Origin of the sequence: Arthrobacter sp. NPDC080073 (assembly GCF_040686575.1) — a bacterium.
GTDB lineage: Bacteria > Actinomycetota > Actinomycetes > Actinomycetales > Micrococcaceae > Arthrobacter.
This window is the reverse complement of the sequence record NZ_JBFBKR010000003.1, coordinates 293,712-315,032: the sequence shown is the minus strand read 5'-3', so window position 1 is coordinate 315,032 and position 21,321 is coordinate 293,712. Positions and strand designations below refer to the sequence as shown.

Below are 21,321 nucleotides of genomic sequence, written 5' to 3'. Positions count from 1 at the left end.
AGTCTAACCAGCCTTCATTTCTTGTACTGCGCAAGTGCGGCAGCCACCCAGGCTTTCGAGGCGTCGGCTAGCTCTGCGGGCTGAAGTATGCGTGCCGCACCGCCGTGCTGCGCCACGAACATCGGCAACCAGTCGGCATTTCCGAACCTGACCTCGGCGAGCAAGCCGCCGTCAGGGAGCACAGCCGTGCGCTCCGCATAATAGTCGTCCGCCAGCCCGACGCCCTGCCGGGTCAATTGGAGGACGACCACGACGTCGTCGTCGTTGGGCGTGTACAGCTTCACCGGGACGCTTTCCCCGGCGCCGGCGGTCTCGGAAACCGGACGCCCGTTGGGCGCGATCTCCTCGATGCGGTCGAGGCGGAAGTTCCGCAGTCCGGCTTTGCTGTGGCAGTACGCCTCGAAGTACCAGGTGTTGTCCAAGGAATAGAGCCGGAAAGGATCGACGTCGCGTTCGGAAACCGAATCGCGTTGCTGTGAGAGGTAGCGAAGCCGCAGTTGATGACTCGACTGGATCGCCCGTGTGATGGTGTCGAACGCCGCGGCGTCGGCCGGGGCCACTGGCGGCCCGGCGACGGCCGCCGCCAAACGGCCGGCCTCCCCCGCCGCGCCGGTGAGCTTCAGGGTCACGGACTCCAGGGCTCCGCTTTGCTCGTCTTCCGACATTCCGGCCTGGGCGGGAAGTCCGCCGAGGGTCGCCAGGCCCGTCAGCAGGGCGCAAGCCTCATCAACGCTGAAGCCGATGGGCCGGTTGAGGTCGAGGTGCTCGCGGATGTAGACGTGCTCGTTCTCCCAATCGATATCGAACAAGTCATCCGGATAGCCTTCGGGGCGACCGGAGCAAATCAGGATCTTCAGGTCCTCGACGAGTTCCTCGCGCGTGACCCCGAAACGGTCCGCCACCTCCTGGATAGGCAGGCCTTGGTTGTGGACAAGGAAGGGAACCAGTTGGAGCATGCGGTTGAGTTGGTCTTCCGAAGTCCGCTTGCGCGTCCGCGGCGCTGGGCCCGTGCCGGAGAAGCGGACCTCGACGGCGGGGCCCGACGCGAACGCGGCGGCAGCTTCAAGGCGGCGGATCACGGCGTCGCGCAGCTCGGGAGGTCCGGCCACGAGCACGTGGGGACCATAGGAGGCAAGTTCTTCGGCGAGCAGCTCACTATCCCGGAAGGGCACAGAGAGGCGGTCCCTGCCCGCTTGGGGGCCGCCGGCGCCGCCGGCTAGGTTGACACTCACCGCGCGCTTGCGAAGACCCAGCAAACGCCCTTCGACCACGTCGAGGTGGGCCTCCTGCAGGGGAAGTTCATTGAGGCTGTCCAGTTCGGCGCGGGTATCAAACCCTGGAGGTGTCTCGAAGTGAAATCCGGTCTCAATTTGGACATCGCTTGTCATCCGGGACAGCCGGAAGAAGCGTTTCGCGTTCCGGTCGCGGTCGAAGCCCACCAGGTACCACTGGCCGAACCGGCTCCCGAGGCCCCACGGCTCTACCATGCGGCGTTCGTCTTTGCCTGTGCTCGCGGCACGGTAGCCGAAACTTACGGGGTGCTGGCCGTTCATGGCCACGATGATGTCGTCAAATGCCTGGCCGGCGGGCTTGATGCGCGGCTGGACGCCGGCGGGGAGTTCGACGTCGGCGAGGTCGCCGGAAGCCTGCAGCTTCCGTAGCGCGCTTGCGGCGGCCGAGCCGAGCGCTGCACGTTCCCACAGCTGCGCGGCCAGGAGCAAGACTGTGCCCTCGGCAGGCGTCAGGTGCACATACGGCAGGCGATTGGATTCCTTGCCGATGCGGTAGCGGGTCGAAGCGGGATCGTCCGAGCCGAACCCGTGGTCAAGGAGTGTTTCGATCTCGAAGCCAAACCGCTTCAGCTCTGACTTGTCCCGTTCAAACATGCGTCCGAACGCGACGTCGCTGTCGCCGGCGTCGTGATAGACCTTCTGCCTGAGAACGGCCCGGGACAGCCCGTATTTCGTGTTCAGAAGGGCGATCAGCAGGTTCAGGAGTCGTTCGGTACGTGATGCGGACACGATGGCTACGTTACTAAATTCCTCCGGCAAAGGCGGAAGGCGCGTCTGCGGCCGGATTTCTCCTGCTGCAGGCGCGCCTTCCCATGCTGTGAAACCTAGCGGACTGCCACGAGGTCCACCACGAAGATGAGGGCTTCGTTGGGCTTGATGGCCCCGCCCGCGCCACGGGAGCCGTAGGCAAGCTCGGAGGGGATTTCAAGGCGACGGCGGCCGCCGACCTTCATGCCAAGCAGTCCCTGGTCCCAGCCCTGGATGACCTGGCCGACGCCCACGCGGAAGTCCAGCGGTGCGCCGCGGCCCCACGATGCGTCGAATTCCTCGCCGGTGGACCAAGCAACGCCGACGTAGTGGGTGGAGACGGTGTCGCCGGCCTGGGCCTCGGCGCCGTCACCAACGATGATGTCCTTGATAACGAGTTCCGTCGGGACGTCGCCCTCGGGGAAATCGATCTCCGGCTTAGTGCGGTCGTAATCACGCTGACCAAATGACATGGGTACTCCTCAATTTGATAGGGACGGTGTTATGGAAGTTTACGGAATGCTACTGGGCGCCCAGGATGTCCACGACGAAGACGAGGTCGCCTGCCGGCTGGCCCTGGGCTGCGGCGGCGTCGCCATATGCGAGGCTCTTGGGGATAACCAGGAGGACACGCGAACCGACCGTTTTGCCGGTGAGGCCTTGCGTCCAGCCCTTGATCACGCCGTTGAGCGCGAAGCTGGCGGTCTGGCCCTTGTCGTAACTGGAGTCGAACTTCTTGCCATCAGCCAAGGTGACGCCGACATAGTTGACCGTCAGGGTGTCCGTTTCCTTGACGACTGCGCCCTTGCCCTTGATGAGGTCCTGGGAGACGAGGGCCTGCGGGGCCTTCGCGCCGTCAACGGAGATCTGCGGAATTCCCTTGTCATCGACCTTGACCGTGGGGAGGCCGGCGGGCGGAGTGACGGTGTCGCCCTCGGGCTTGGCCAGGGGTTTGACTGCGTCCTTGACGCCGGTGATCTTGAAGACCACCAGCTGGGATGACGTTGCCGCTGCTTCAGCCGACGCCGCAGTTCCGGGGACGGCGAAAGCGATGTCAGCGCCCACCTTCGCACCGACGAGCGCGTTGTAGAGCACAGCGCTGCCGGTCTTGAGCTGGTCGCTCAGTTCGACGGGCTGGGACCCTGTCGGGAAGGTGTCTTCGAGGGTCTTGCCGTCCTTGCCGTCGACGGCGATGTAGGTGATCTGCGCCACCTGTCCGGCCTTCACCTTGTCGCCGGTGCCGTCGCTGACCATTTTGATGGTCGGCTGCGTTACGTCCAGCGGCTTGTTGAATTCCAGGCCGGGTGCCTTCTTGTCTCCATTGTCGGAGACCTTGAGGGAATCCAGCTTGGCGACTTCGCCGGCGGACTGACTGGTGGGCTCCGGGGTCGCTGTTGGTGCCGGGCTTCCGCCGCAGGCGGTGACCAGCAAGAGGCCGGGGATGAGAATTGCTAGTAGACGTCGCACAAATTGAACTTTCGTCGGGGCAAAAGGAGGGCATGGCCGGGCCACGCGCGTAGCGGCCTGCTAGAAGGCCAACCTCCAGAGTAGCTGGTGAAGCTGGGAGTCAGCTCATCGAGTCCAGGAGGGCATCTACTCTTTCGTCGACGCTGCGGAAGGGATCCTTGCACAAAATCGTCTGGTGAGCGCGGTCGTTCAGCTTCAGGTGGACCCAGTCCACGGTGTAGTCACGGCCGAGTTCCTGCGCGCGCCGGACGAAGTCGCCGCGGAGTTTTGCCCGGGTGGTCTGCGGCGGCGCATCCACGGCATCCTTGATGTCCGTGTCGGCAACCAGGCGGCGCGCCGCGCCGCGGGACTGGATCAGGAAGAACAGGCCGCGCTTGCGCGAGATGTCGTGATAGGTCAGGTCCAATTGCGCGATCCGCGGGGAGTCGAGGCCGAGTCCATGGCGACGCATGTACCCATCCATCAGCTTCTTCTTGATGGCCCAGTCCACTTCCGTGTCGATTCCGCTGGTATCGCCGCTATCGATCGCGTCCAGCGTCCGTTCCCAAAGATCCAGGATGAGCGGTACGTGCGGATTGTGGGCTCCGTTCGATGCCACAAAGGCACTGACCTTCGCAAGGTACTCGCGCTGGATGTCCAGGGCCGTCAATTGCCTGCCGTTGGCCAGGCGTACCAAGGCCTTGCCGCTGAGATCGTGGGAGATTTCACGGATGCTCCGGATGGGGTTCTCCATGCGCATGTCCCGCATGATCACTCCGGCCTCAATCATGCGCAGGAGCAGATCCACCGTTCCCACCTTCAACAGGGCGGTGGTCTCGGACATGTTGGAATCGCCGACGATCACGTGCAGACGTCGGAAGAACTCGGCATCGGCGTGCGGTTCATCACGGGTATTGATGATGGGACGGGATCTCGTGGTCGCAGAGGAGACGCCTTCCCAAATGTGGTCGGCACGTTGGGAGAATGCGAACGTGGCCCCATGGGGTGTCTTCAGGACCTTGCCCGCACCGGCGATCAGTTGCCGTGTGACGAGGAAGGGGATGAGGATTTCGGCGAGCCGCGAGAACTCACCCCGCCGGGGAATCAGGTAGTTTTCGTGGCTGCCGTAGGAATTGCCCGCGGAATCGGTGTTGTTCTTGAACAGGTAGACCGTTCCGTTGAATCCCTCCGCCGCGAGCCGCGCCTGCGCTTCGTCAACGAGGTCATCGAGAATCAGCTCCCCGGCCCGGTCGTGGGCGATCAGCTGCGCGAGGTCGTCGCATTCCGCCGTGGCGTACTCCGGGTGCGAGCCGACATCCAGGTACAGGCGGGAGCCATTCGTGAGGAAGACGTTGGAGGAACGTCCCCAGCTCACCACTTTGCGGAAGAGGTACCTGGCGACTTCCTCGGGAGCCAATGGCCGCGAGTCGGGGCTCGAGTACGAAATACCGAACTCCGTTTCGATCCCGAATATCCTTTTGTCCATCTCAGGCCTCCCCTGCCAGCAGCTGCGTGATTTCTTCTGCCCTGAGCCGCCGGAAGGCCCGCCGGGATCCGCGCCCGCTTTCCGGGCTTCGGTCCAACACGGCGGCCTCGACTGCGGTGCCGGGCAGGGCGTCCATTTCCTTGTCCGTGGCCAGCGCCTTGACGGCCAGTCGCAGCGCGCCGGCCAGGTTGAGGTCGTTCTTCCATCCGCGGGCCACGGTCTCGGCTACTTGCTCGGCCAAGCCGCCCATCACTACGAAACCGTTCTCGTCGGCAATCGACCCGTCGAAAGTCAGGCGGTATAGATGGTCCTCGGCCTGGGTGTGACCGACCTCAGCCACGGCAAGCTCGACTTCGAACGGCTTTTGTTCCGCGGTGAAGACTGCGCCAAGGCTCTGTGCGTAGACGCTCGCCAGCCCGCGGGCTGTGACGTCTTCGCGATCGTATGAATAGCCGCGGACGTCGGCGTAGCGCACACCCGCTTGCCGAAGACTCTCAAACTCGTTGTATTTGCCCACGGCGGCGAACGCGATCTTGTCGTAGATCTCACCGATCTTGTGGAGCGACGGCGACGGGTTTTCCGCCACGAGCGCGATCCCGTCAGCGCAACTGATCACGACGACGGAACGGCCGCGGGCGATCCCCTTCCGCGCGAAATCCGCGCGGTCCTTCATCAGCTGCTCGGGCGAAACATAAAACTGCTGGGTCACCTCAGGCCTCCCGTCCGGCAACTGTTCGTGATTCGACAATGGATCCGGCGATTGCCGCCAACTCCCGTTCCGGCACCCGGCGGGCACCGGCGCGGTTGACGGTATAAATCACCGGCCAGAGTTGCCGGACCGGGTCCGGACCGCCCGTGGCGGAGTCGTCGTCGGCGGCATCATAGAGGGCTTCAACCGCGACGGCGACAGCCTCGTCCTCGGTGAGGTTCGGCCGCCACAGCTTCTTCAAGGCGCCACGTGCGAAGACGGAACCCGAGCCGACCGAATGATGCTCCAACTCCTCGTACCGGCCCCCGGTGACATCGTAGGAGAAAAGCCGTCCAACTCCGCCTGCCTGGTCGAAGCCCGCGAAGAGCGGGACCACCGCGAGACCCTGCATGGCCATCGGCAGGTTTCCCCGGATCATGGCTCCAAGCCTGTTGGCTTTGCCGTCCAGGCTCAGCAGCGTGCCTTCGATCTTTTCGTAGTGTTCCAGTTCCACCTGGAACAACCGGATGATGTCGATGGCCAGGCCGGCCGTCCCGGCAATTCCCAGGACGGAGTATTCGTCGGCCGGGAAGACCTTCTCGATGTGCCTGCTGGCGATCACGTTGCCCATGGTGGCACGCCGGTCCCCCGCCATCAGGACGCCGCCGGGGTAACTCAGGGCGACGATTGTCGTGGCATGGGGCACCGGCGGAATCTGTCCCGCGGGCAAAGCTTGATTATAGGGAAGGAGTTCAGGCCTGGAGCGTTGCAGATGCTCTATGAACGAAGACGTTGCTTGGGTGGCCAGGTGGCCGGCTGATGGATCCTGCATTGCTGCGCTCCTTCGACTCTGACATCCGATGCCCGGCGGCCTCGCGCCGACCGGGCCCTTGGCTTGGCTGGCGGCTGGCTACTGGCCGCCCTTTTGCACAAATGCCCTGACGAACTCTTCGGCGTTCGATTCAAGAACACCGTCGATTTCGTCGAGGAGATCGTCTACGCCCTGCGTGGCGACCGAGGCCTGTGCCTCCGGCGCTGCGGGCGGCGCCTCGGGGGCGTCGGCCTCTGCCTCGACGTCCCGCGACTGCGGTTGCTGCTGCTCCTGCGCTGCCATTTCTTTCTCCATTCTGTCCATCCCCGGTAACGGGGACTTCCTGTAATGCCATACTGCCACGGGGCGGGCCGTGACGCTGGGGTTTTAAGGGCCCGTTTGGGAGCCTTTGGCCGACTGCCTGTTCAGGCGGGCGGGGCCGGGTCCAGGCCGAGCAATTCCCGGAGGAATGCGCCCGCTGTGGCGTGTTTCCGAAACAGCGGTCCGGTGAGTGCTTCGGTGCCGCGGAGCGGTTCCCGGGTGGGCACACGCTGCAGTTTCCCGATGCCGGGAACATCGAAGATAACCGAATCCCAGCTGGCGCCCACCACGTCCTTGCCGAAGGTGGAAACACACTTCCCCCGGAAATATGCGCGGGTGTCCGACGGCGGTTCGACGACAGCACGGTTGATCGTGGCGTCGTCGACGATCCTCTGCATGCGGTCCCGGGAAAGCATGCGGTAGTACAGGCCCTTTTCCGGCCTCACGTCGGACCATTGCAAATCGACGAGGCCGAGCCGGGCGTCGTTCCATTCGAGGCCGTCACGGTTCCGGTAGCCATCCAGCAGGGACATTTTGGCCAGCCATTCGACGGAAGACGCGGCACCCGCGGGGTTGCTGCCAAGGAGCCCCAACGTCGACTCCCACCGTTCGAGGACATCGCGGGTGTGCCCGTCTCCGCTGAAGGCATCGGAAACCCCGGTTTCCTGGGCAAGTTTGGCCGCTGCCTCGTAGTACATCCACTGGATATCAAGCGCTGTTACGCGCCGTCCGTCGAGAAGCCTGACGGTTGCAGTCAGGGAGGTGTCGTGGCTGATGGCCTGCAGGCCCGCCACAGGCTCATGCACTTCGATCTTCGGAGCCTGGCCGGCCTCGATAAGGCTCAAGACCAATGCCGTGGTGCCGAACTTCAAGTAGTTCGACACCTGGCTCAGGTTGGCGTCCCCGATGATCACATGCAGGCGCCGGTACTTGTCCGCTGTGGCATGCGGTTCATCCCGGGTATTGATGATCGGACGCCGGATAGTGGTTTCCAGCCCGACCTCGGCCTCGAAGAAATCCGCACGCTGGCTGATCTGGAATCCGGGGGTTGAACCGTCCTGGCCCTTGCCGAGGCGTCCCGCACCGCAGATCACCTGGCGTGTGACAAAAAACGGGGTCAGGCCGCGGACGATGTCTCCGAAAGGCACCGAGCGCGGCATGAGGTAGTTCTCGTGGGAGCCGTAGGAAACAGACTTGTTGTCCGTGTTGTTCTTGTACAGATTGATCGCCGGCAGATCAGGATCGGCGGCCACCTTCCGAACCGTGGCCAGGGCGACCAGGTCGCCGGCCGCGTCCCACGCCACAATGTCACGGGGATTCGTGACCTCAGGACTGGAATATTCCGGATGGGCATGGTCCACGTACAGACGGGCCCCGTTGCCGAGGACCATGTTCATCAGCAACGATCCTGACTCGTCGCCGCCGTCGGCTTCCAACTCCTGCCGGCCGTACGCCAACGCGACGGCCTCGGCGTCGAGCACCGGAGGCCTGTCGGTCAGCTGGCTGGGATCGGCTGCGCTACGCTCAACCGTCCAACCGCGTGCGTCATGCAGGGGTTCTTCGTCCGTGTAGTCCCAGCGGGTTTCAGCGCCCCCCGCCGCCCGCTGTCGCGTCAGGGTGGCGTAGGCCTGGATGATCCGCGCGGACATCATCGTGGCGTTCGCCCCTGGCGCAGAAGGCGCGTGGATACCGTATTCAGTTTCCGAACCCATGACCCGCATGGCCCCGCCCACGGGAAGCTTGTCCGAGGGCAGGCCTTCCGGCCGGGCCGTCACAGGTACTGGCCGGTGTTTGGAGTCGTTTCGATCGACTTCCCGGGCTCCTGGCCGGCCTTGCCCTGGACGATTGTGCGGATGTAGGTGATTCGTTCGCCCTTCTTGCCTGAGATACGTGCCCAGTCATCCGGGTTGGTGGTGTTGGGCATGTCCTCGTGTTCGCGGAATTCGTCGACGACGGCGCGCAGGAAGTGGTCGATCCGCAGGCCTTTCTGCTGGGTCAGCAGGAGGTCCTTGATGGCGTACTTCTTCGCCCGGTCCACGACGTTCTGGACAACCGCGCCGGAATTGAAGTCCTTGAAGTAGAGCATCTCGGTATCGCCGTTGGCGTAGGTCACTTCGAGGTACTCGTTGGATTTCTCCGTCGAGTACATGGCTTCAACAGTGCGCTGGATGATGGCGTCGACTGTGGCCTGGACGTCGCCGCCGTGCTCCGCCAGATCCGTTGCGTGGAAAGGTAGGTCGGTGGTGATGTACTTGGCGAAAATGTCGGCGGCCGCTTCGGCGTCGGGCCGCTGGATCTTGACCTTCACGTCAAGCCGGCCGGGACGGAGAATAGCCGGATCGATCATGTCCTCGCGGTTGGAGGCGCCGATCACGATGACGTTGTCCAGCCGTTCGACACCGTCGATCTCGCTCAGGAGCTGCGGGACGATGGTTGTTTCGACGTCGGAGGACACCCCGGTGCCGCGGGTGCGGAACAATGAGTCCATTTCGTCGAAGAACACAACCACGGGGCTGCCATCTGATGCTTTCTCCCGGGCACGGGCAAAAATCAGGCGGATGTGCCGCTCTGTTTCGCCGACGTACTTGTCAAGGAGTTCGGGTCCCTTGATGTTCAGGAAGTAGCTCTTCAGGTCCACGTTGCCGGCCCGTTCGGAGGCTCGTGCGGCAAGGGAGTTGGCAACGGCCTTCGCGATCAGCGTCTTGCCGCAACCCGGGGGGCCGTAAAGCAAGATGCCCTTGGGTGCTTTGAGCCCGTGTTCGCGGTACAGGTCCGGGTGCAGGAACGGTAGTTCCACGGCGTCGCGGATCTGTTCGATTTGCGGGCCCAGGCCGCCGATGTCCTCGTAGGTAATATCGGGGACTTCCTCGAGGACAAGGTTTTCGACCTCTGCCCGGGGCACCTTCTCCAGGGCGTAGCCCGTGCGGGAATCCAACGACAAAGCATCCCCGACGCGCAAGTGCACCTTCTGCAAGGCACCTGAAAGCCTGACGACCCGCTCTTCATCGGCCCTGCCCACGACCAGGGCGCGGTCGGTGCCGAGCATTTCCTTGAGGGTGACGAGTTCTCCCGCCCGTTCGTAGCCCAGGCCGGTGACCACGAGCAGGGCCTCGTTGAGGAGGACTTCCTGCCCGACGGCCAGCTGGTTGATGTTCACGAGGGGGCTCACGCCCACGCGCATCTTGCGGCCGGCATTGAAAATGTCGACCGACTCCTCGGTGGCCGCCTGGCCCGTGCTGCCTGCCGTTGGCTGGCGCCTTGGGTTGATCTGCAAGATGGTCCCGAAGCTGTACGGCGGTTGGCCGTCCTGCTCGAGGGCGCCCTTGAGCCGCAGGATTTCGGCCTTCGCCGTCTCCAGCATGGTCACGAGTTTGGTGTTGTTCTGGGTGGCTGCGGCAAGCTGACGGTCGATGTGGCGCAGCTTGTCTCGAAGGATGTTTATCTGGCGTTCCGCGACAGTGAGTTCCCCCGACTCGTCCACCGGTTGGATTGCCCCACCCCCGTGTCCCGCTTTCCCCCCAGTCACAGCCTTGTTCGATGGCTCCTCCGGCGTTGTTCGCCCGAAGTCATTGTTCGACGTATCCACGAAGCATCAGCTCCTTCCCGCTTTCTATAAATAGACCTTAGCCCTCAAAAGCGTCGGGAAACCTGTGACATCCGGAATGCGGACCAGTTTGTGATCTTTCCTTAGGGAACCGGTGAGGGGTCGTCCTTGACGTTGGTGCCGGCAATCGCATCCCGTGCCGCCCGCCGCAGTTTCTTGTCCGAAACCGCACGCTCTCCTACGGCTCCCGGTGTCCAGGCATTCAGGTCTTCCTCGCTGAACTCGGTCTTGGAAGGACGCCGTTTGACGGAGATCCCGGTCACGCCGGCGGCGAGGCGGCGGGTCACCAAAAGGAAGCCGGTGTGGGCCACCATGCGGTGGTCGGGACGGACAGCGAGGCCTTCAAGGTGCCAGCCGCGGACCAAGGACTCCCACGCGTCCGGTTCCGTGAAACGGCCGTCGGCGCGGATGGCCTCTGCGGTACGGGAGAGCTGGGTCACGGTGGCCACATAGTTGATCCACACGCCGCCGGGGGCCAGGACCGTCGCTACGGCGTCGAGGCATTCCCAAGGAGCGAGCATGTCCAGCACCACGCGGTCCACGGAGCCGGGCTCCTCGCTGCGGACAACTTCCTCCTGGAAGTCGCCCAGCGAGATCTTCCAGGCCGGGTGCGGACCGCCGAAAATGGTTTCCACGTTGCCGCGGGCGATGTCGGCGAATTCTTCGCGACGCTCGAAAGAGTGCAGGTATCCGTTGTCTCCCACGGCACGAAGGAGGGAAATCGAAAGGGCGCCGGAACCAACGCCCGCTTCCACAACCCGCGCACCCGGGAAGATGTCGGCCATGGTGACGATCTGGCCGGCATCCTTGGGGTACACCACCGCGGCGCCGCGGGGCATGGACAACACGAAGTCCGAGAGCAGCGGACGGAGCGTCTGGTACTGCTGGCCGATGTTGTTGGCCACCACCGAGCCGTCAACCTGGCCGATGATTTCGTCGTGGTTCAGGAAGCCGCGGTGCGTGTGGAAGGCGCCGCCTTCCTCCAGGGTGATGGTGTTCATCCGGCCGCGTTCGTCCGTGAGTTGAACCCGTTCGCCCACACGGAACGGCCCTCGGCGCCGTGCCGCACCAGTCGGCTGAATCGCGCTGTTGGCGCCGGTGGCCGTGTAGTTGGCGGCGGTTTCGCTGCTCATCGGTGTTTCCTCGCTCCTGTACGGCTGGGCCGTCATTCGTTGCCGCAGTTACTGCTTAGTGCTGCGCTCTGCCAGCCGGGTTATTTTTCGGCCGGCAGGTAACTCTACCGGGAAGGTCCTACGGGCGTCCGCTCCGTCGGGCTACTTTACCTGTAATGGCTGTCACTACGGCCTGCTGCCGCAGCAAGCCCATGACTGTGCCTGCCTCATCCACTACGGCGTATTCCCCGCCGCTGAGCTGCGCCAAGTACTGGATCAGTTCCTGGCCGCTGGAAGTCCAGGGCACGTAGGCGCCGTCGGCGAGAGGGGTCGAAACCGCCGTCACGACGGTTGTGAATACCTCCGAGGCCGGCACGGCTGCGGCGGCAGCCGGATCGACGAGGCCCTGCGGCCGGCCATCCGGTCCGCAAATCACGACGGCGGGAGCGCCGTAGGGTGCCACGCGCAGGACATCCGCGACAGTGGCCGAGTTCGGAATGCCGACGGCGGGTTCCGCCAGGGCGGAGGCGCTCACCAAGTGGAGCCGGCCGCGGAGCGTCGCCTGCTGAATAGCCCCTGAGGCACCCATCCACAGGAAACTACAAACCAGGACGGCGATGAGTGTCTGAGGGAGATCGGGGCTGTTTCCGCCCAACAATTGCGGGACGATGAAGCTCACAGCCAGGACGATTGCGATGACCCGTCCCGCCCAACCGGCGGCCACCGTGCCTTTCTCCTGGCTGCCCGTCGCCTTCCATACCGCGGACTCCACCAAGCGACCACCGTCAAGGGGCAGTCCCGGGAGCACATTGAAAATGCCGATCAGCAAATTGGCGACCATGAGAATGTTCGTCAGCGTGTCTGCTACCCCGGTGAAGTCATCGGCCGCTCTCAGCAGCCAGGTGGCCCCCGCGAGTGCAAAGTTCGCGGCCGGACCCGCCAAGGCAACAACCACCGAGCGGCCCGGGGAAGCTACGAAGCTCTCGAACTGGGTGTGGCCGCCCCAGAGATTCAAAACGATCTTCTGCGTGGGCCACTTGAAAGCCTTGGCGCTCAAGGCATGGGCGAGTTCGTGGACGAGTACGGACAGCGCGAGGAGCACCGCGTAGGCAAAGGCAACGAAGTAGGCGCCGATCCCCAGGAAGTGGTACCGCACCAGTAGGGGCGGGCCAAACGCGATGACGGTGAACGCCGCGATGATGAACCAGGAGTAGGCAAGGTACACGGGGATCCCCGCGATGCGGCCGAGTGGAATCCCGTCCTTTTTAGCGCTACGCGTGCTATGGCCACGGTTTCCGGGAGTGCTCACTTAGTTTGCCTGTCCAAGGAAAGTCCCGGCCGGCACATTTGCGGATGCCCGCTCCGCAACAAGCGCTTCAAGGTCGGCGACCTTCCGGCCCTCGAGGGTGTCCCAAGTTGCCCGGCGTGGGTCCCGGGGCAGTGGCATCTGGTGCGGAATTCCGACCGTGACCACGCCGGAGGCGATCGCGGACGCAACCCCCGGGACGGAATCCTCGAGTGCGACGCAATGATCAGCGGTCAGCCCGGGGTCGCTGTCCCGGAGCCGCTCGACGGCGGCGAGGTAAGCCTCCGGGTGGGGCTTTCCTTGGCTGACGGTGTCCCCCGTGATGAGGAACTCGAAGTAGGGCTTGGGGAGGTTGGCCACGACTTCGCGCGCCATCGGGCCTTCGGACATCGTCACGAGGGCACAACGGACGCCCGCTTCGTACAGCTCGTCAAGCAATTCCCTGGCGCCGGGCCGCCACGGCACTTGGACGCGGAGACGGTCGATGACCTGGGCGCTCAAGGAGTCAACGATCTCGCGCTTTTCCAGGTTCACTCCAGCCCTTTGGAGTATGCCGGCCGAGTGCATCAGCGACTGCCCGACGAGCTGCATGGCTTGTTCATGGCTCCAGGCGCCGCCGTGGGACTCAACGAGGGTGCGCTCTGCTGCAATCCAGTACGGCTCGGTGTCCACCAGGGTGCCATCCATGTCCCATAGCGCGGCTTTGAGCTCGGCTTTTACAAAGGGCTGGGTGGCTGAAGCAAGCATGCCTAAAGTCTACGTGGAAGGAGGCAGGGCAATTGCCGCTCTACGCCCGGGGCGAAGTCTGGCCACGCCGGTCCGGTTACGCCATGCATCGGTGGCGGTGTTGGACGTAGGGTGAGTGAATGAACAGTTTGGACGGAGCCCCTGACGGACAGGCCGCAACACCCGAGCCTGAGCGCCTTCTCCAGCCTGTAGCCGAAGGCCAGCGCATCACCGTGATGCTGGCGGCTTTCGAGGGTTGGAACGACGCCGGCGAGGCGGCCAGCGATTCCCTTCACTACTTGAACAAGTTGTGGCAAGGAAAGAAAGTGGCATCCGTTGATGCCGACGACTATTACGACTTCCAGTTCACCAGGCCGACTGTACGACGGACGGCAGCCGGAACGCGCAAGGTGAAATGGCCTTCCACGCGCCTGTACAAGGCCAGCGTCCCTGACAGCAACGTCGATGTGGTGTTCGTGCTCGGCACCGAGCCTTCCTACCGCTGGCGTGCCTACACGGCCGAGCTCCTGGTCCACGCCGAAGCGCTCAAGGTCGACTACGTGGTCCTGATCGGAGCCCTTCTGGCCGATGTCCCGCACAGCCGTCCGATCCCCGTCAGCACCACCTCGGACGACAGCGGATTGCGGCAGCGCTTGAACTTGGAGGCTTCGCAGTACGAGGGCCCGGTAGGCATTGTGGGGGTACTGGCGGAATTCGCGCTGCTCGCGGGCTTGCCCACGGTGTCGCTGTGGGCGGCCGTACCGCACTATGTCGCGCAGCCCCCCTCCCCCAAGGCGCAACTGGCCATCTTGAACAGGATCGAGGACCTCCTCCAAGTGCCGCTGGACACCCACGCCCTCAACGAGGAATCGGAGGCTTGGGAGCGCGGCGTGGACGAACTGGCCACCGAAGATCCCGAAATCGCCGCTTACGTGCGGCAGCTCGAGGAGGCCAAGGACACGGCCGACCTGCCGGAGGCCAGTGGCGAATCCATCGCGCGCGAATTCGAGCGCTACCTCAAGCGCAGGGGCAAAGACAAGCCCTGACCGGCTGTCTCCGGGGGTGCGATGCGCATCTAAGCCAACGCGGGGTCACTTACGGCCCATCCAAAGGGACATTATGGGCCGTAAGTGACCCCGCGTTGTTTAAATATTAGAGTTCGACGCCGAGCAATCCGTTGATCGCGTCGCTCACCAGTGCGGAGTCCCGCGCGCTGGGATCGGCGTCGGACGCGTTGCTGAGGGCCGCTGCAGCCCAGGCATCGACGGCGGCGACCGCGCCGGGAGCGTTGAGGTCGTTGGCCAGCTCGGCACGCATCCGCGTCAGCAGTTCCGCCGCGGTTCCCTCGGGAGCAATGTCCCGCGCGGCGCGCCACGTGTTGAGGCGTTCCTTGGCCTGGGCGAAGCCTTCATCGGTCCAGGACCAGTCCGCACGGTAGTGGTTGGCCAGGATCGCCAGGCGGATTGCGGCAGGCTCTTCGCCCGCGGCACGCAGCTTCGACACAAGCACGAGGTTTCCTTTGGACTTGCTCATCTTTTCGCCGTCCAGGCCCACCATTCCGGCGTGGGCGTAGTGGCGTGCCAAGGGAATGCCGCTGAGCGAATAGGCGTGTCCGGCGCCCATTTCGTGGTGCGGGAAGACGAGGTCCGATCCGCCGCCCTGCACAGTGAACGGGGCGGGCAGGTATTTCTGGGCGATGACGGTACATTCAATGTGCCAGCCGGGACGTCCGTCACCGAGGCTTGCGCCGGGCCAGCTCGGCTCGCCGTCGCGGGCTACTCTCCATAGCAGGGGATCAAGGGGATTCCGTTTGCCGGACCGGCCGGGATCGCCGCCGCGTTCGGCGAAAAGCTCCAACATTTCCACTTCGCCGAGCCCCGAGATGTCACCGAGTGTCCACGCGTCCGGGCTATCCGAAGCCTTGCCGGCCGCCTCGACGTCGTAATAGACGTCTCCGTCGGGTTCGCCGCCGGTGCCGTGCACGCGGTAGGCGAGCTTGTCCGCGATCAATTTCTCGATAGCCGGGACAATCATCGGGATCGCCTCGACGGCTCCGATGTAGTGACTCGGAGCCAGCACGTTGAGGGCGTCCATGTCGGTGTGGAAAAGCTCAATCTGGCTCGCCGCCAGTTCCCGCCAATCCACGCCGGTGGCGGTCGCCCGTTCCAGGAGGGGGTCGTCGACGTCGGTAACGTTCTGGACGTACGCAACCCGCTGGCCGCTGTCCCGCCATGCCCGGTTGAGCAGGTCGAAGGCGACGTAGCTGGCCGCATGGCCCATGTGGGTGGCGTCGTAGGGCGTGATGCCGCAGACGTACATGGATTGCTCCGCGCGCGGCTCGACCTCCACGAATGCCCTCAGGGCGGTATCGAACAGCCTCAACGGGGGCATGCTGCCGGGTAGTTCAGGCACAGGGCGGGAGATCCACGATTTCACAGCCTCAACCATAGTGCTAGGCGCTGATGACATTGAAACCGAGCAACACATAGAGGGCCAGTCCAAGGAGAATGCGGTACCACACGAAGACACGGTAGCTGTGGGTGGAAATGAATTTGAGGAACCAGCCAATGATGATGAAGCCGACAACGAAGGCGATAATCGTGGCCAGGGCTGTTTCCGGCAGGCCGAAGGGTCCGGTGATTCCTTCCTTCGACACCACCTTGTACAGCTGGTACAGGCCGCTGCCGAAGACAGCGGGTATGGCGAGCAGGAACGAATACCGTGCGGCAGCTTCGCGCGTGTACCCCATCAAGAGGCCGGCGGTGATGGTTCCGCCGGAGCGCGAGACGCCCGGGATGAGCGCCATGGCCTGGGCCAGCCCGTAAAGGATGCCGTGCTTGAAGGTCAATTGGCTCAGCTCGCGTTTCTGCTTTCCAACGGCGTCGGCCACCGCGAGGATCATGCCGAAGACGATGAGCATGGTGGCGACGATCCACAGGCTGCGCAGGACGGATTCGATCTGGTTTTGAAAGAGCAAGCCGAGGACGATGATGGGCAGGCTGCCGAGGATGACCAACCAACCCATGCGCGCGTCAGGATCGTCCCGGGCGACCTTGCCGCGCAGCGATCCGAACCAGGCGCGGACAATCCTGACGATGTCGCGCCAAAAGAAGACGATCACGGCCGTCTCGGTGCCCAGCTGGGTAATGGCCGTGAAAGCAGCTCCGGGATCCGCCGCATTGGGCAGGAACGAGCCGACAATTCGCAGGTGTGCGCTTGAAGAAATCGGAAGGAATTCTGTCAGGCCCTGCACGAGGCCAAGGAAGGCTGCTTCTATCCAGTTCACGTGAATAGACCCTACGTCATGATCTACCCGATCTCCCCGTAAGCTATCAGCTATGCAGCAGCGTTACGTCGGCAACAGTGGGTTTCGGGTGTCCACCCTTTCCCTGGGCACCATGTCCTGGGCGGAAGAAACAGACGAACAGGATGCTCGGGAGCTGCTCCATACGTTCATCGCAGCGGGCGGCACCATGATCGATACCGCTGCCTCCTACGCAGGCGGACGAGCCGAGGCTCTCCTGGGCTCCATGCTGGGAGACGTCGTGGCGCGTTCGGAGGTTGTCCTCTCCACGAAAGCGGGGGTCTCGACGTCGGACGGCCGGCGCATTGTCGATGCCTCCCGCGGTTCCATGCTGTCCGCACTCGACGCCAGCCTTGCCCGCTTGGGAACCGACTACGTGGACATTTGGTTCGCCCATGCCTGGGACGGCAACGTTCCGCTGGACGAAACGCTTTCCGCACTTGACCTTGCGTTGCGCTCGGGACGCGCACGGTACGTGGGCATCTCCAACTACAACGGCTGGCAGACGGCCAAGGCTGCGGCCATCGCGGGATTCACCGTGGTGGCAAACCAATCCGAATACTCGCTCCTGCACAGGAAGCCCGAAGACGAACTGGTGCCCGCGATCGAGGATGCCGGCCTCGGCCTCATGGCGTGGGCGCCCCTCGGCCGCGGGGTGCTCAGCGGCAAATACCGTGGACAGATCCCCTCTGATTCCCGTGCGGCGGAGGGCCGCCTCAGCGGCTACGTCGAAAAGTACCTCGACGCGCGCGGGGCGCGGATCGTCGAAGCAGCGGCAATGGCCGCGCGCGGATTGGGACGTTCCGCCGTCGACATTTCACTTAGCTGGGTGCTCTCCCGCCCAGGCGTATCCACGGCCGTGGTGGGCCCACGCAATGCGGTCCAGCTCAAGGAGTTGCTGGACGCGCAGCTGTCCCCTCTTCCTGCTGAGATTTCGCGGGCGCTGGAAGACGTTTCAACGATCTGACTCAGCTGTTACTGCGGCATGAGTGGCCGCGGGATTACTGATCGCGCACTACTGGTCGAGGATCTCCAGCTCGTCTTCGTCGAGGAGTTCACTATTGTCCTCGTCCTCATCTTCTTCATCGTCGTCGAACACCTGAAGTGGTGTGACTTCCGAGTAGGCCTCGTATAGTGAGTCCTCATATACCTCGAAGGCATCTGCTACGGCGAAAAACGCTGCCTCCACAGCGGGATCTCCTTCACCCCTGCGGGCGGAAGCGGCAATCAGGTGCTCTTCCAAGGCGGCTGTCAATGACTGAAGCGCGACACGCGGATCGATGCTCATGACTTCACGTTAGCCCGAAAAAGACGAAAATGGAGAGGGATGAGAGAACAATTTCTGAGCAGTTCAGTGGAACGTCAGCGGGACTACGCGAGGCAGTACGAGTATCTCGTGCTGACCGTCAGCCCTGACGATTCCTTGCCCGAGGCGCGACGCCGGCTCGTGGAACACTCCGAATATGGCAAGTGGGAACTGGAGCGGAGCATCCTCTATATCGGCGGCGGTCGCCGGTTCTGGCTGCGCCGCAGGGTACTCAACGTACAGCGCACCGTATAGCAGCGGCGGCGCTTCCCGGTTCCCCCTCCGGCTTTCGAGCGTGTCAGCTTTCGAGCGGGCCAAGCCACGCGTTGGCTACCGTGTTGTGCGCTGATTCGTCATTGGAGGGATGGAAGATCCCGGCCAGCACGTCGCGATACAGCCGTTCGAGTTCGGAGCCCCGGAAGTAGCTTGAGCCTCCGGAAACCCGGATTGCCACATCCACCATGGTCCGGGCGTTCTCCGTTGCCCGCACCTTGAGCCCCACGAACTTAGGGAACCACTGGGCCCCGTGATCAACCAGGCCATCCACGTCACGGGCAACTGACGCCAACTGGGGCTGGATGGAATCCATTGCCATGGCGGCGTCGGCGATCTTCCAGCGGATGTCCGGGTCTTGCGCAAAGCTCCGGCCGCCGTATTTGGCCGAGGTACGGCGTTTGGCCGCCTCGACGGCCAGGGCGAATGCCCGCTCCCCGATGCCCGTGTAGACGGCGGCAAGCAGCGTTTCGAAGCACGCGAAGATCGCGAAGATCAACGGATCCTGGTTGGGCCCTACGGGCAGTTTCCGGAAGATCCGTTCCGGCGGCACTGCGGCGCCCTGCAAAAGCGTGGTGTTCGATTGGCTGGCCCGCATGCCCAGGGTGTCCCAGTCACCCAGTGTCTCGTGGCCTGGCGCGTCGCGCTGGATGAATCCGAAAACCAGCTCTCCACTCCCCTCCCGTGCGCCGCTGTCCTTGCCGAAGATGCCCAGTCGGGTCCATGCCGGCGACAGGCTCGTGAAGATCTTCCGCCCGGTGAAGGTGTACCCGCCGTCCTCCTGCGGTTCCGCCGTGGTCCCTGAATCAAAGAGCATGGAGTCATTGCCGGGCTCGGAAATCCCGAAGGCAAAGATCTCGCCCTGTCCGGACTCCTTGAGGACGAAGTCAAGGGAATCGTCGCCGCGGGCCGCCAGGACGTGCGCGACGCCGGTCCAGACAAGGTGCATGTTGACGGCCAGCGCGGTGGCCGGGGCAGCCGTGGCAAGCCGGCGCTGAAGCGCCGCCGCGGCTTCGAGACCGAGCCCCAGTCCGCCGTCGGACCCGGGGACAAAGATCTTCAGGTAACCCGCCGCGGCGAGCTCCTCAAGGTCCTCGTGGAAGAACGAGTTGTCCTGGTCGTAGCCCGCGGCGCGGCCCCGCATGCGCTCGAGCAACTCGTCCGGCAGGATCTCCTCAGGGATCACGGCGTTCTCCCTAGTAGTTGCTGAGCAGGGTGTTGAGCACCCGGGATCCGAACTTGAGCGAATCGGCCGGAACGCGTTCGTCAACCCCGTGGAACATCCCGGTGAAGTCGAGTTCCTCGGGGAGCATCAGCGGGGCGAACCCGTAGCCTGTGATGCCGATCTTGCTGAGCGACTTGTTGTCGGTGCCGCCGGACAAGGTGTACGGCAGCACTTTGGCGCCGGGGTCTTCCGTGTGCAGGGCGTCGATCATGGCGTCTACCAGGTTGCCGGCAAACGGCACTTCCAAGGACACGTCCTTGTTGACGTAGCTGACGTCCACGCCGTCTCCGGCAAGTTTTTTGACGGTTTCGAAGACCAACTCCTGCTGGCCCGGCAGGGTGCGGCAGTCCACGAGTGCTTCCGCCGATTCCGGGATGACGTTGTGCTTGTATCCGGAGCTCAGCAGCGTGGGATTCGAAGTGTTCTGGAGGGTGGCCCCCACGAAGCGCGCTACGGTGCCGAGTTCCTTCAGGAGGGTCTCGGGGTTGTCCGGATCGAACTCGACGCCGGTCAGTTCCGTGACACCGTCGAGGAACTGCCGGGTGGTGGGGGTCAGTTCGATCGGCCATCGGTACTCGCCGATCCTGGTGACCGCCCCGGCCAGGCGGGTGATCGCATTGTCCGTGTTGATTTGCGAACCGTGCCCGGCACGGCCGTGGGCCACGAGGCGCAGCCAGGAAAGGCCCTTCTCCGCGGTCTGGAGCAAGTAGGTGCGCTGGCCTCCGATCGTGGCCGAGAAGCCACCTACTTCGGAGATCGCTTCCGTAGCTCCGTCGAAGAGTTCCCTGCGGTGCTCGACGGCGTAGCGCGCGCCCTGGTTGCCTCCGGCTTCCTCGTCAGCGAAGAACGCGAAGATGATGTCCCGCTTGGGCTTTCGTCCCGTGCGGGCGAAGTCACGCATGACCGAGAGAATCATGGCGTCCATGTCCTTCATGTCCACGGCGCCGCGTCCCCAGATAAGTCCATCCTTGAGTTCGCCGCTGAAGGGATCCACGGACCACTGGTCCTTGAGCGCCGGAACGACGTCGAGGTGGCCGTGCACCACGAGAGCCCCGGCCGAGGGGTCCTCCCCTGCCATGCGGGTGACGACATTGGCCCGCCCCGGAGCCGACTCAAAGATTTCAGCGTCCAGTCCGACTTCATTGATAAGGGTCGCGGTGTATTCCGCCGCGGCGCGTTCCCCGGGACCGGAATCGTCACCGAAGTTCGAAGTGTCTATGCGGATGAGTTCCTGGCAGATCCGGACTACTTCGTCCTCGGGTCGGATATCAGTCATGGAACTCTCCTTGCTGGCTTGGATGGACGTACTCCGCGGGTGGGCACATGGTCTCCGCGGGTGGGCGGACGCTCCCGCGCGCTTCCCTCAGCCTACCCACCGCAGGCTCGTTTAGCCGCGTGCTTTCCCACGTTTTGGCGCGGAATGGCAGGGTCCAATTGCGGTTGGCGGGCCCCTCTCCGGCTCCGGTTTTTTTATTTCCCCGAATCCGTGTTAGAGTTTTTCTCGCTGCTTCGGAGGAAAGAGAAGCGCCGGGAGGCGCAGAACGAAGGCTCCGAACACCACCTGCGCGGGTGGCGGAATGGCAGACGCGCTAGCTTGAGGTGCTAGTCCTCGAAAGGGGGTGGGGGTTCAAGTCCCCCTCCGCGCACAATTGCAAGGCCTGGAATTATAATAAT

Annotated in this window: 20 protein-coding genes and 1 tRNA gene; 4 read left to right on the top strand and 17 right to left on the bottom strand. The window is 63.8% G+C overall.

The genetic code is table 11. From position 1 onward, the window contains the following. Positions 1-14 precede the first annotated feature (14 nt). From AB0O52_RS05620 to AB0O52_RS05565, 12 genes are all read right to left on the bottom strand, one after another. Positions 15-2,021: a WYL domain-containing protein gene (locus AB0O52_RS05620; protein ID WP_364534571.1), complete on the bottom strand. Its 2,007-nt coding sequence runs from the start codon at positions 2,019-2,021 to the stop codon at positions 15-17. 95 nt (positions 2,022-2,116) lie between these two features. Further along, positions 2,117-2,512: an FKBP-type peptidyl-prolyl cis-trans isomerase gene (locus AB0O52_RS05615; protein WP_059389230.1), complete on the bottom strand. Its 396-nt coding sequence runs from the start codon at positions 2,510-2,512 to the stop codon at positions 2,117-2,119. Between the two features lie 49 nt (positions 2,513-2,561). Further along, the gene (locus AB0O52_RS05610) at positions 2,562-3,506 is read right to left on the bottom strand and encodes an FKBP-type peptidyl-prolyl cis-trans isomerase (protein WP_364534568.1); all 945 of its coding nucleotides are present in this window, start codon (positions 3,504-3,506) and stop codon (positions 2,562-2,564) included. A 100-nt stretch (positions 3,507-3,606) separates the two neighbouring features. After that, the gene (gene pafA / locus AB0O52_RS05605) at positions 3,607-4,971 is read right to left on the bottom strand and encodes a Pup--protein ligase (RefSeq protein ID WP_364534565.1); all 1,365 of its coding nucleotides are present in this window, start codon (positions 4,969-4,971) and stop codon (positions 3,607-3,609) included. Between the two features lies 1 nt (position 4,972). Then, positions 4,973-5,680 carry a proteasome subunit alpha gene (gene prcA / locus AB0O52_RS05600; protein WP_364534563.1) on the bottom strand — a complete coding sequence of 236 codons (708 nt, stop codon included), beginning with the start codon at positions 5,678-5,680 and terminating at the stop codon, positions 4,973-4,975. 1 nt (position 5,681) lies between these two features. Beyond that, positions 5,682-6,491: a proteasome subunit beta gene (gene prcB, locus AB0O52_RS05595; RefSeq protein WP_364534560.1), complete on the bottom strand. Its 810-nt coding sequence runs from the start codon at positions 6,489-6,491 to the stop codon at positions 5,682-5,684. 78 nt (positions 6,492-6,569) lie between these two features. Continuing rightward, positions 6,570-6,773 carry a ubiquitin-like protein Pup gene (locus AB0O52_RS05590; protein ID WP_234749319.1) on the bottom strand — a complete coding sequence of 68 codons (204 nt, stop codon included), beginning with the start codon at positions 6,771-6,773 and terminating at the stop codon, positions 6,570-6,572. Positions 6,774-6,895: 122 nt separating this feature from the next. Further along, positions 6,896-8,512 carry a depupylase/deamidase Dop gene (gene dop, locus AB0O52_RS05585; protein ID WP_364534817.1) on the bottom strand — a complete coding sequence of 539 codons (1,617 nt, stop codon included), beginning with the start codon at positions 8,510-8,512 and terminating at the stop codon, positions 6,896-6,898. A 50-nt stretch (positions 8,513-8,562) separates the two neighbouring features. Then, entirely contained in the window at positions 8,563-10,377 is a 1,815-nt protein-coding gene (gene arc / locus AB0O52_RS05580; protein ID WP_364534557.1) for a proteasome ATPase, read from the bottom strand. 101 nt (positions 10,378-10,478) lie between these two features. Beyond that, positions 10,479-11,528, bottom strand: a complete 1,050-nt coding sequence (locus AB0O52_RS05575; protein WP_364534554.1) for a tRNA (adenine-N1)-methyltransferase — start codon at positions 11,526-11,528, stop codon at positions 10,479-10,481. A 118-nt stretch (positions 11,529-11,646) separates the two neighbouring features. Beyond that, a complete protein-coding gene (locus AB0O52_RS05570) occupies positions 11,647-12,816 on the bottom strand; it encodes a site-2 protease family protein (RefSeq protein WP_364534551.1) in 1,170 nt (389 codons plus the stop codon). Then, positions 12,817-13,560 (bottom strand): HAD family phosphatase, encoded by a 744-nt coding sequence (locus AB0O52_RS05565; RefSeq protein WP_364534549.1) that lies wholly within the window; start codon positions 13,558-13,560, stop codon positions 12,817-12,819. It lies immediately after the preceding gene. A gap of 119 nt (positions 13,561-13,679) precedes the next feature. Between AB0O52_RS05565 and AB0O52_RS05560 the strand changes: the two genes are divergently transcribed. Next, complete coding sequence (locus AB0O52_RS05560; protein ID WP_364534546.1) at positions 13,680-14,585, top strand: PAC2 family protein; 906 nt, start codon at positions 13,680-13,682, stop codon at positions 14,583-14,585. A 106-nt stretch (positions 14,586-14,691) separates the two neighbouring features. Here the strand turns inward: AB0O52_RS05560 and mshC are convergent, their stop codons facing one another. Next, positions 14,692-15,975 (bottom strand): cysteine--1-D-myo-inosityl 2-amino-2-deoxy-alpha-D-glucopyranoside ligase, encoded by a 1,284-nt coding sequence (gene mshC / locus AB0O52_RS05555; protein ID WP_364534543.1) that lies wholly within the window; start codon positions 15,973-15,975, stop codon positions 14,692-14,694. 16 nt (positions 15,976-15,991) lie between these two features. After that, entirely contained in the window at positions 15,992-16,825 is an 834-nt protein-coding gene (locus AB0O52_RS05550; protein ID WP_364534540.1) for an undecaprenyl-diphosphate phosphatase, read from the bottom strand. A 52-nt stretch (positions 16,826-16,877) separates the two neighbouring features. Here AB0O52_RS05550 and AB0O52_RS05545 point away from each other — a divergent pair, with 52 nt between their 5' ends. Continuing rightward, a complete protein-coding gene (locus tag AB0O52_RS05545; protein WP_364534537.1) occupies positions 16,878-17,810 on the top strand; it encodes an aldo/keto reductase in 933 nt (310 codons plus the stop codon). A 48-nt stretch (positions 17,811-17,858) separates the two neighbouring features. Here AB0O52_RS05545 and AB0O52_RS05540 read toward each other — a convergent pair whose 3' ends face one another. Further along, positions 17,859-18,131, bottom strand: a complete 273-nt coding sequence (locus AB0O52_RS05540; protein WP_364534534.1) for a hypothetical protein — start codon at positions 18,129-18,131, stop codon at positions 17,859-17,861. Between the two features lie 39 nt (positions 18,132-18,170). Between AB0O52_RS05540 and AB0O52_RS05535 the strand changes: the two genes are divergently transcribed. Further along, a complete protein-coding gene (locus tag AB0O52_RS05535) occupies positions 18,171-18,404 on the top strand; it encodes a DUF5703 family protein (protein WP_059389241.1) in 234 nt (77 codons plus the stop codon). Between the two features lie 43 nt (positions 18,405-18,447). Here the strand turns inward: AB0O52_RS05535 and AB0O52_RS05530 are convergent, their stop codons facing one another. Both AB0O52_RS05530 and AB0O52_RS05525 read right to left on the bottom strand, forming a co-directional pair. After that, positions 18,448-19,608 carry an acyl-CoA dehydrogenase family protein gene (locus AB0O52_RS05530; RefSeq protein ID WP_364534531.1) on the bottom strand — a complete coding sequence of 387 codons (1,161 nt, stop codon included), beginning with the start codon at positions 19,606-19,608 and terminating at the stop codon, positions 18,448-18,450. Positions 19,609-19,618: 10 nt separating this feature from the next. Further along, on the bottom strand, positions 19,619-20,923 hold the full coding sequence (locus tag AB0O52_RS05525) for a M20/M25/M40 family metallo-hydrolase (protein ID WP_364534529.1): 1,305 nt from the start codon (positions 20,921-20,923) through the stop codon (positions 19,619-19,621). A gap of 287 nt (positions 20,924-21,210) precedes the next feature. Between AB0O52_RS05525 and AB0O52_RS05520 the strand changes: the two genes are divergently transcribed. Then, positions 21,211-21,293 (top strand) — tRNA-Leu (locus tag AB0O52_RS05520). Positions 21,294-21,321 lie beyond the last annotated feature (28 nt).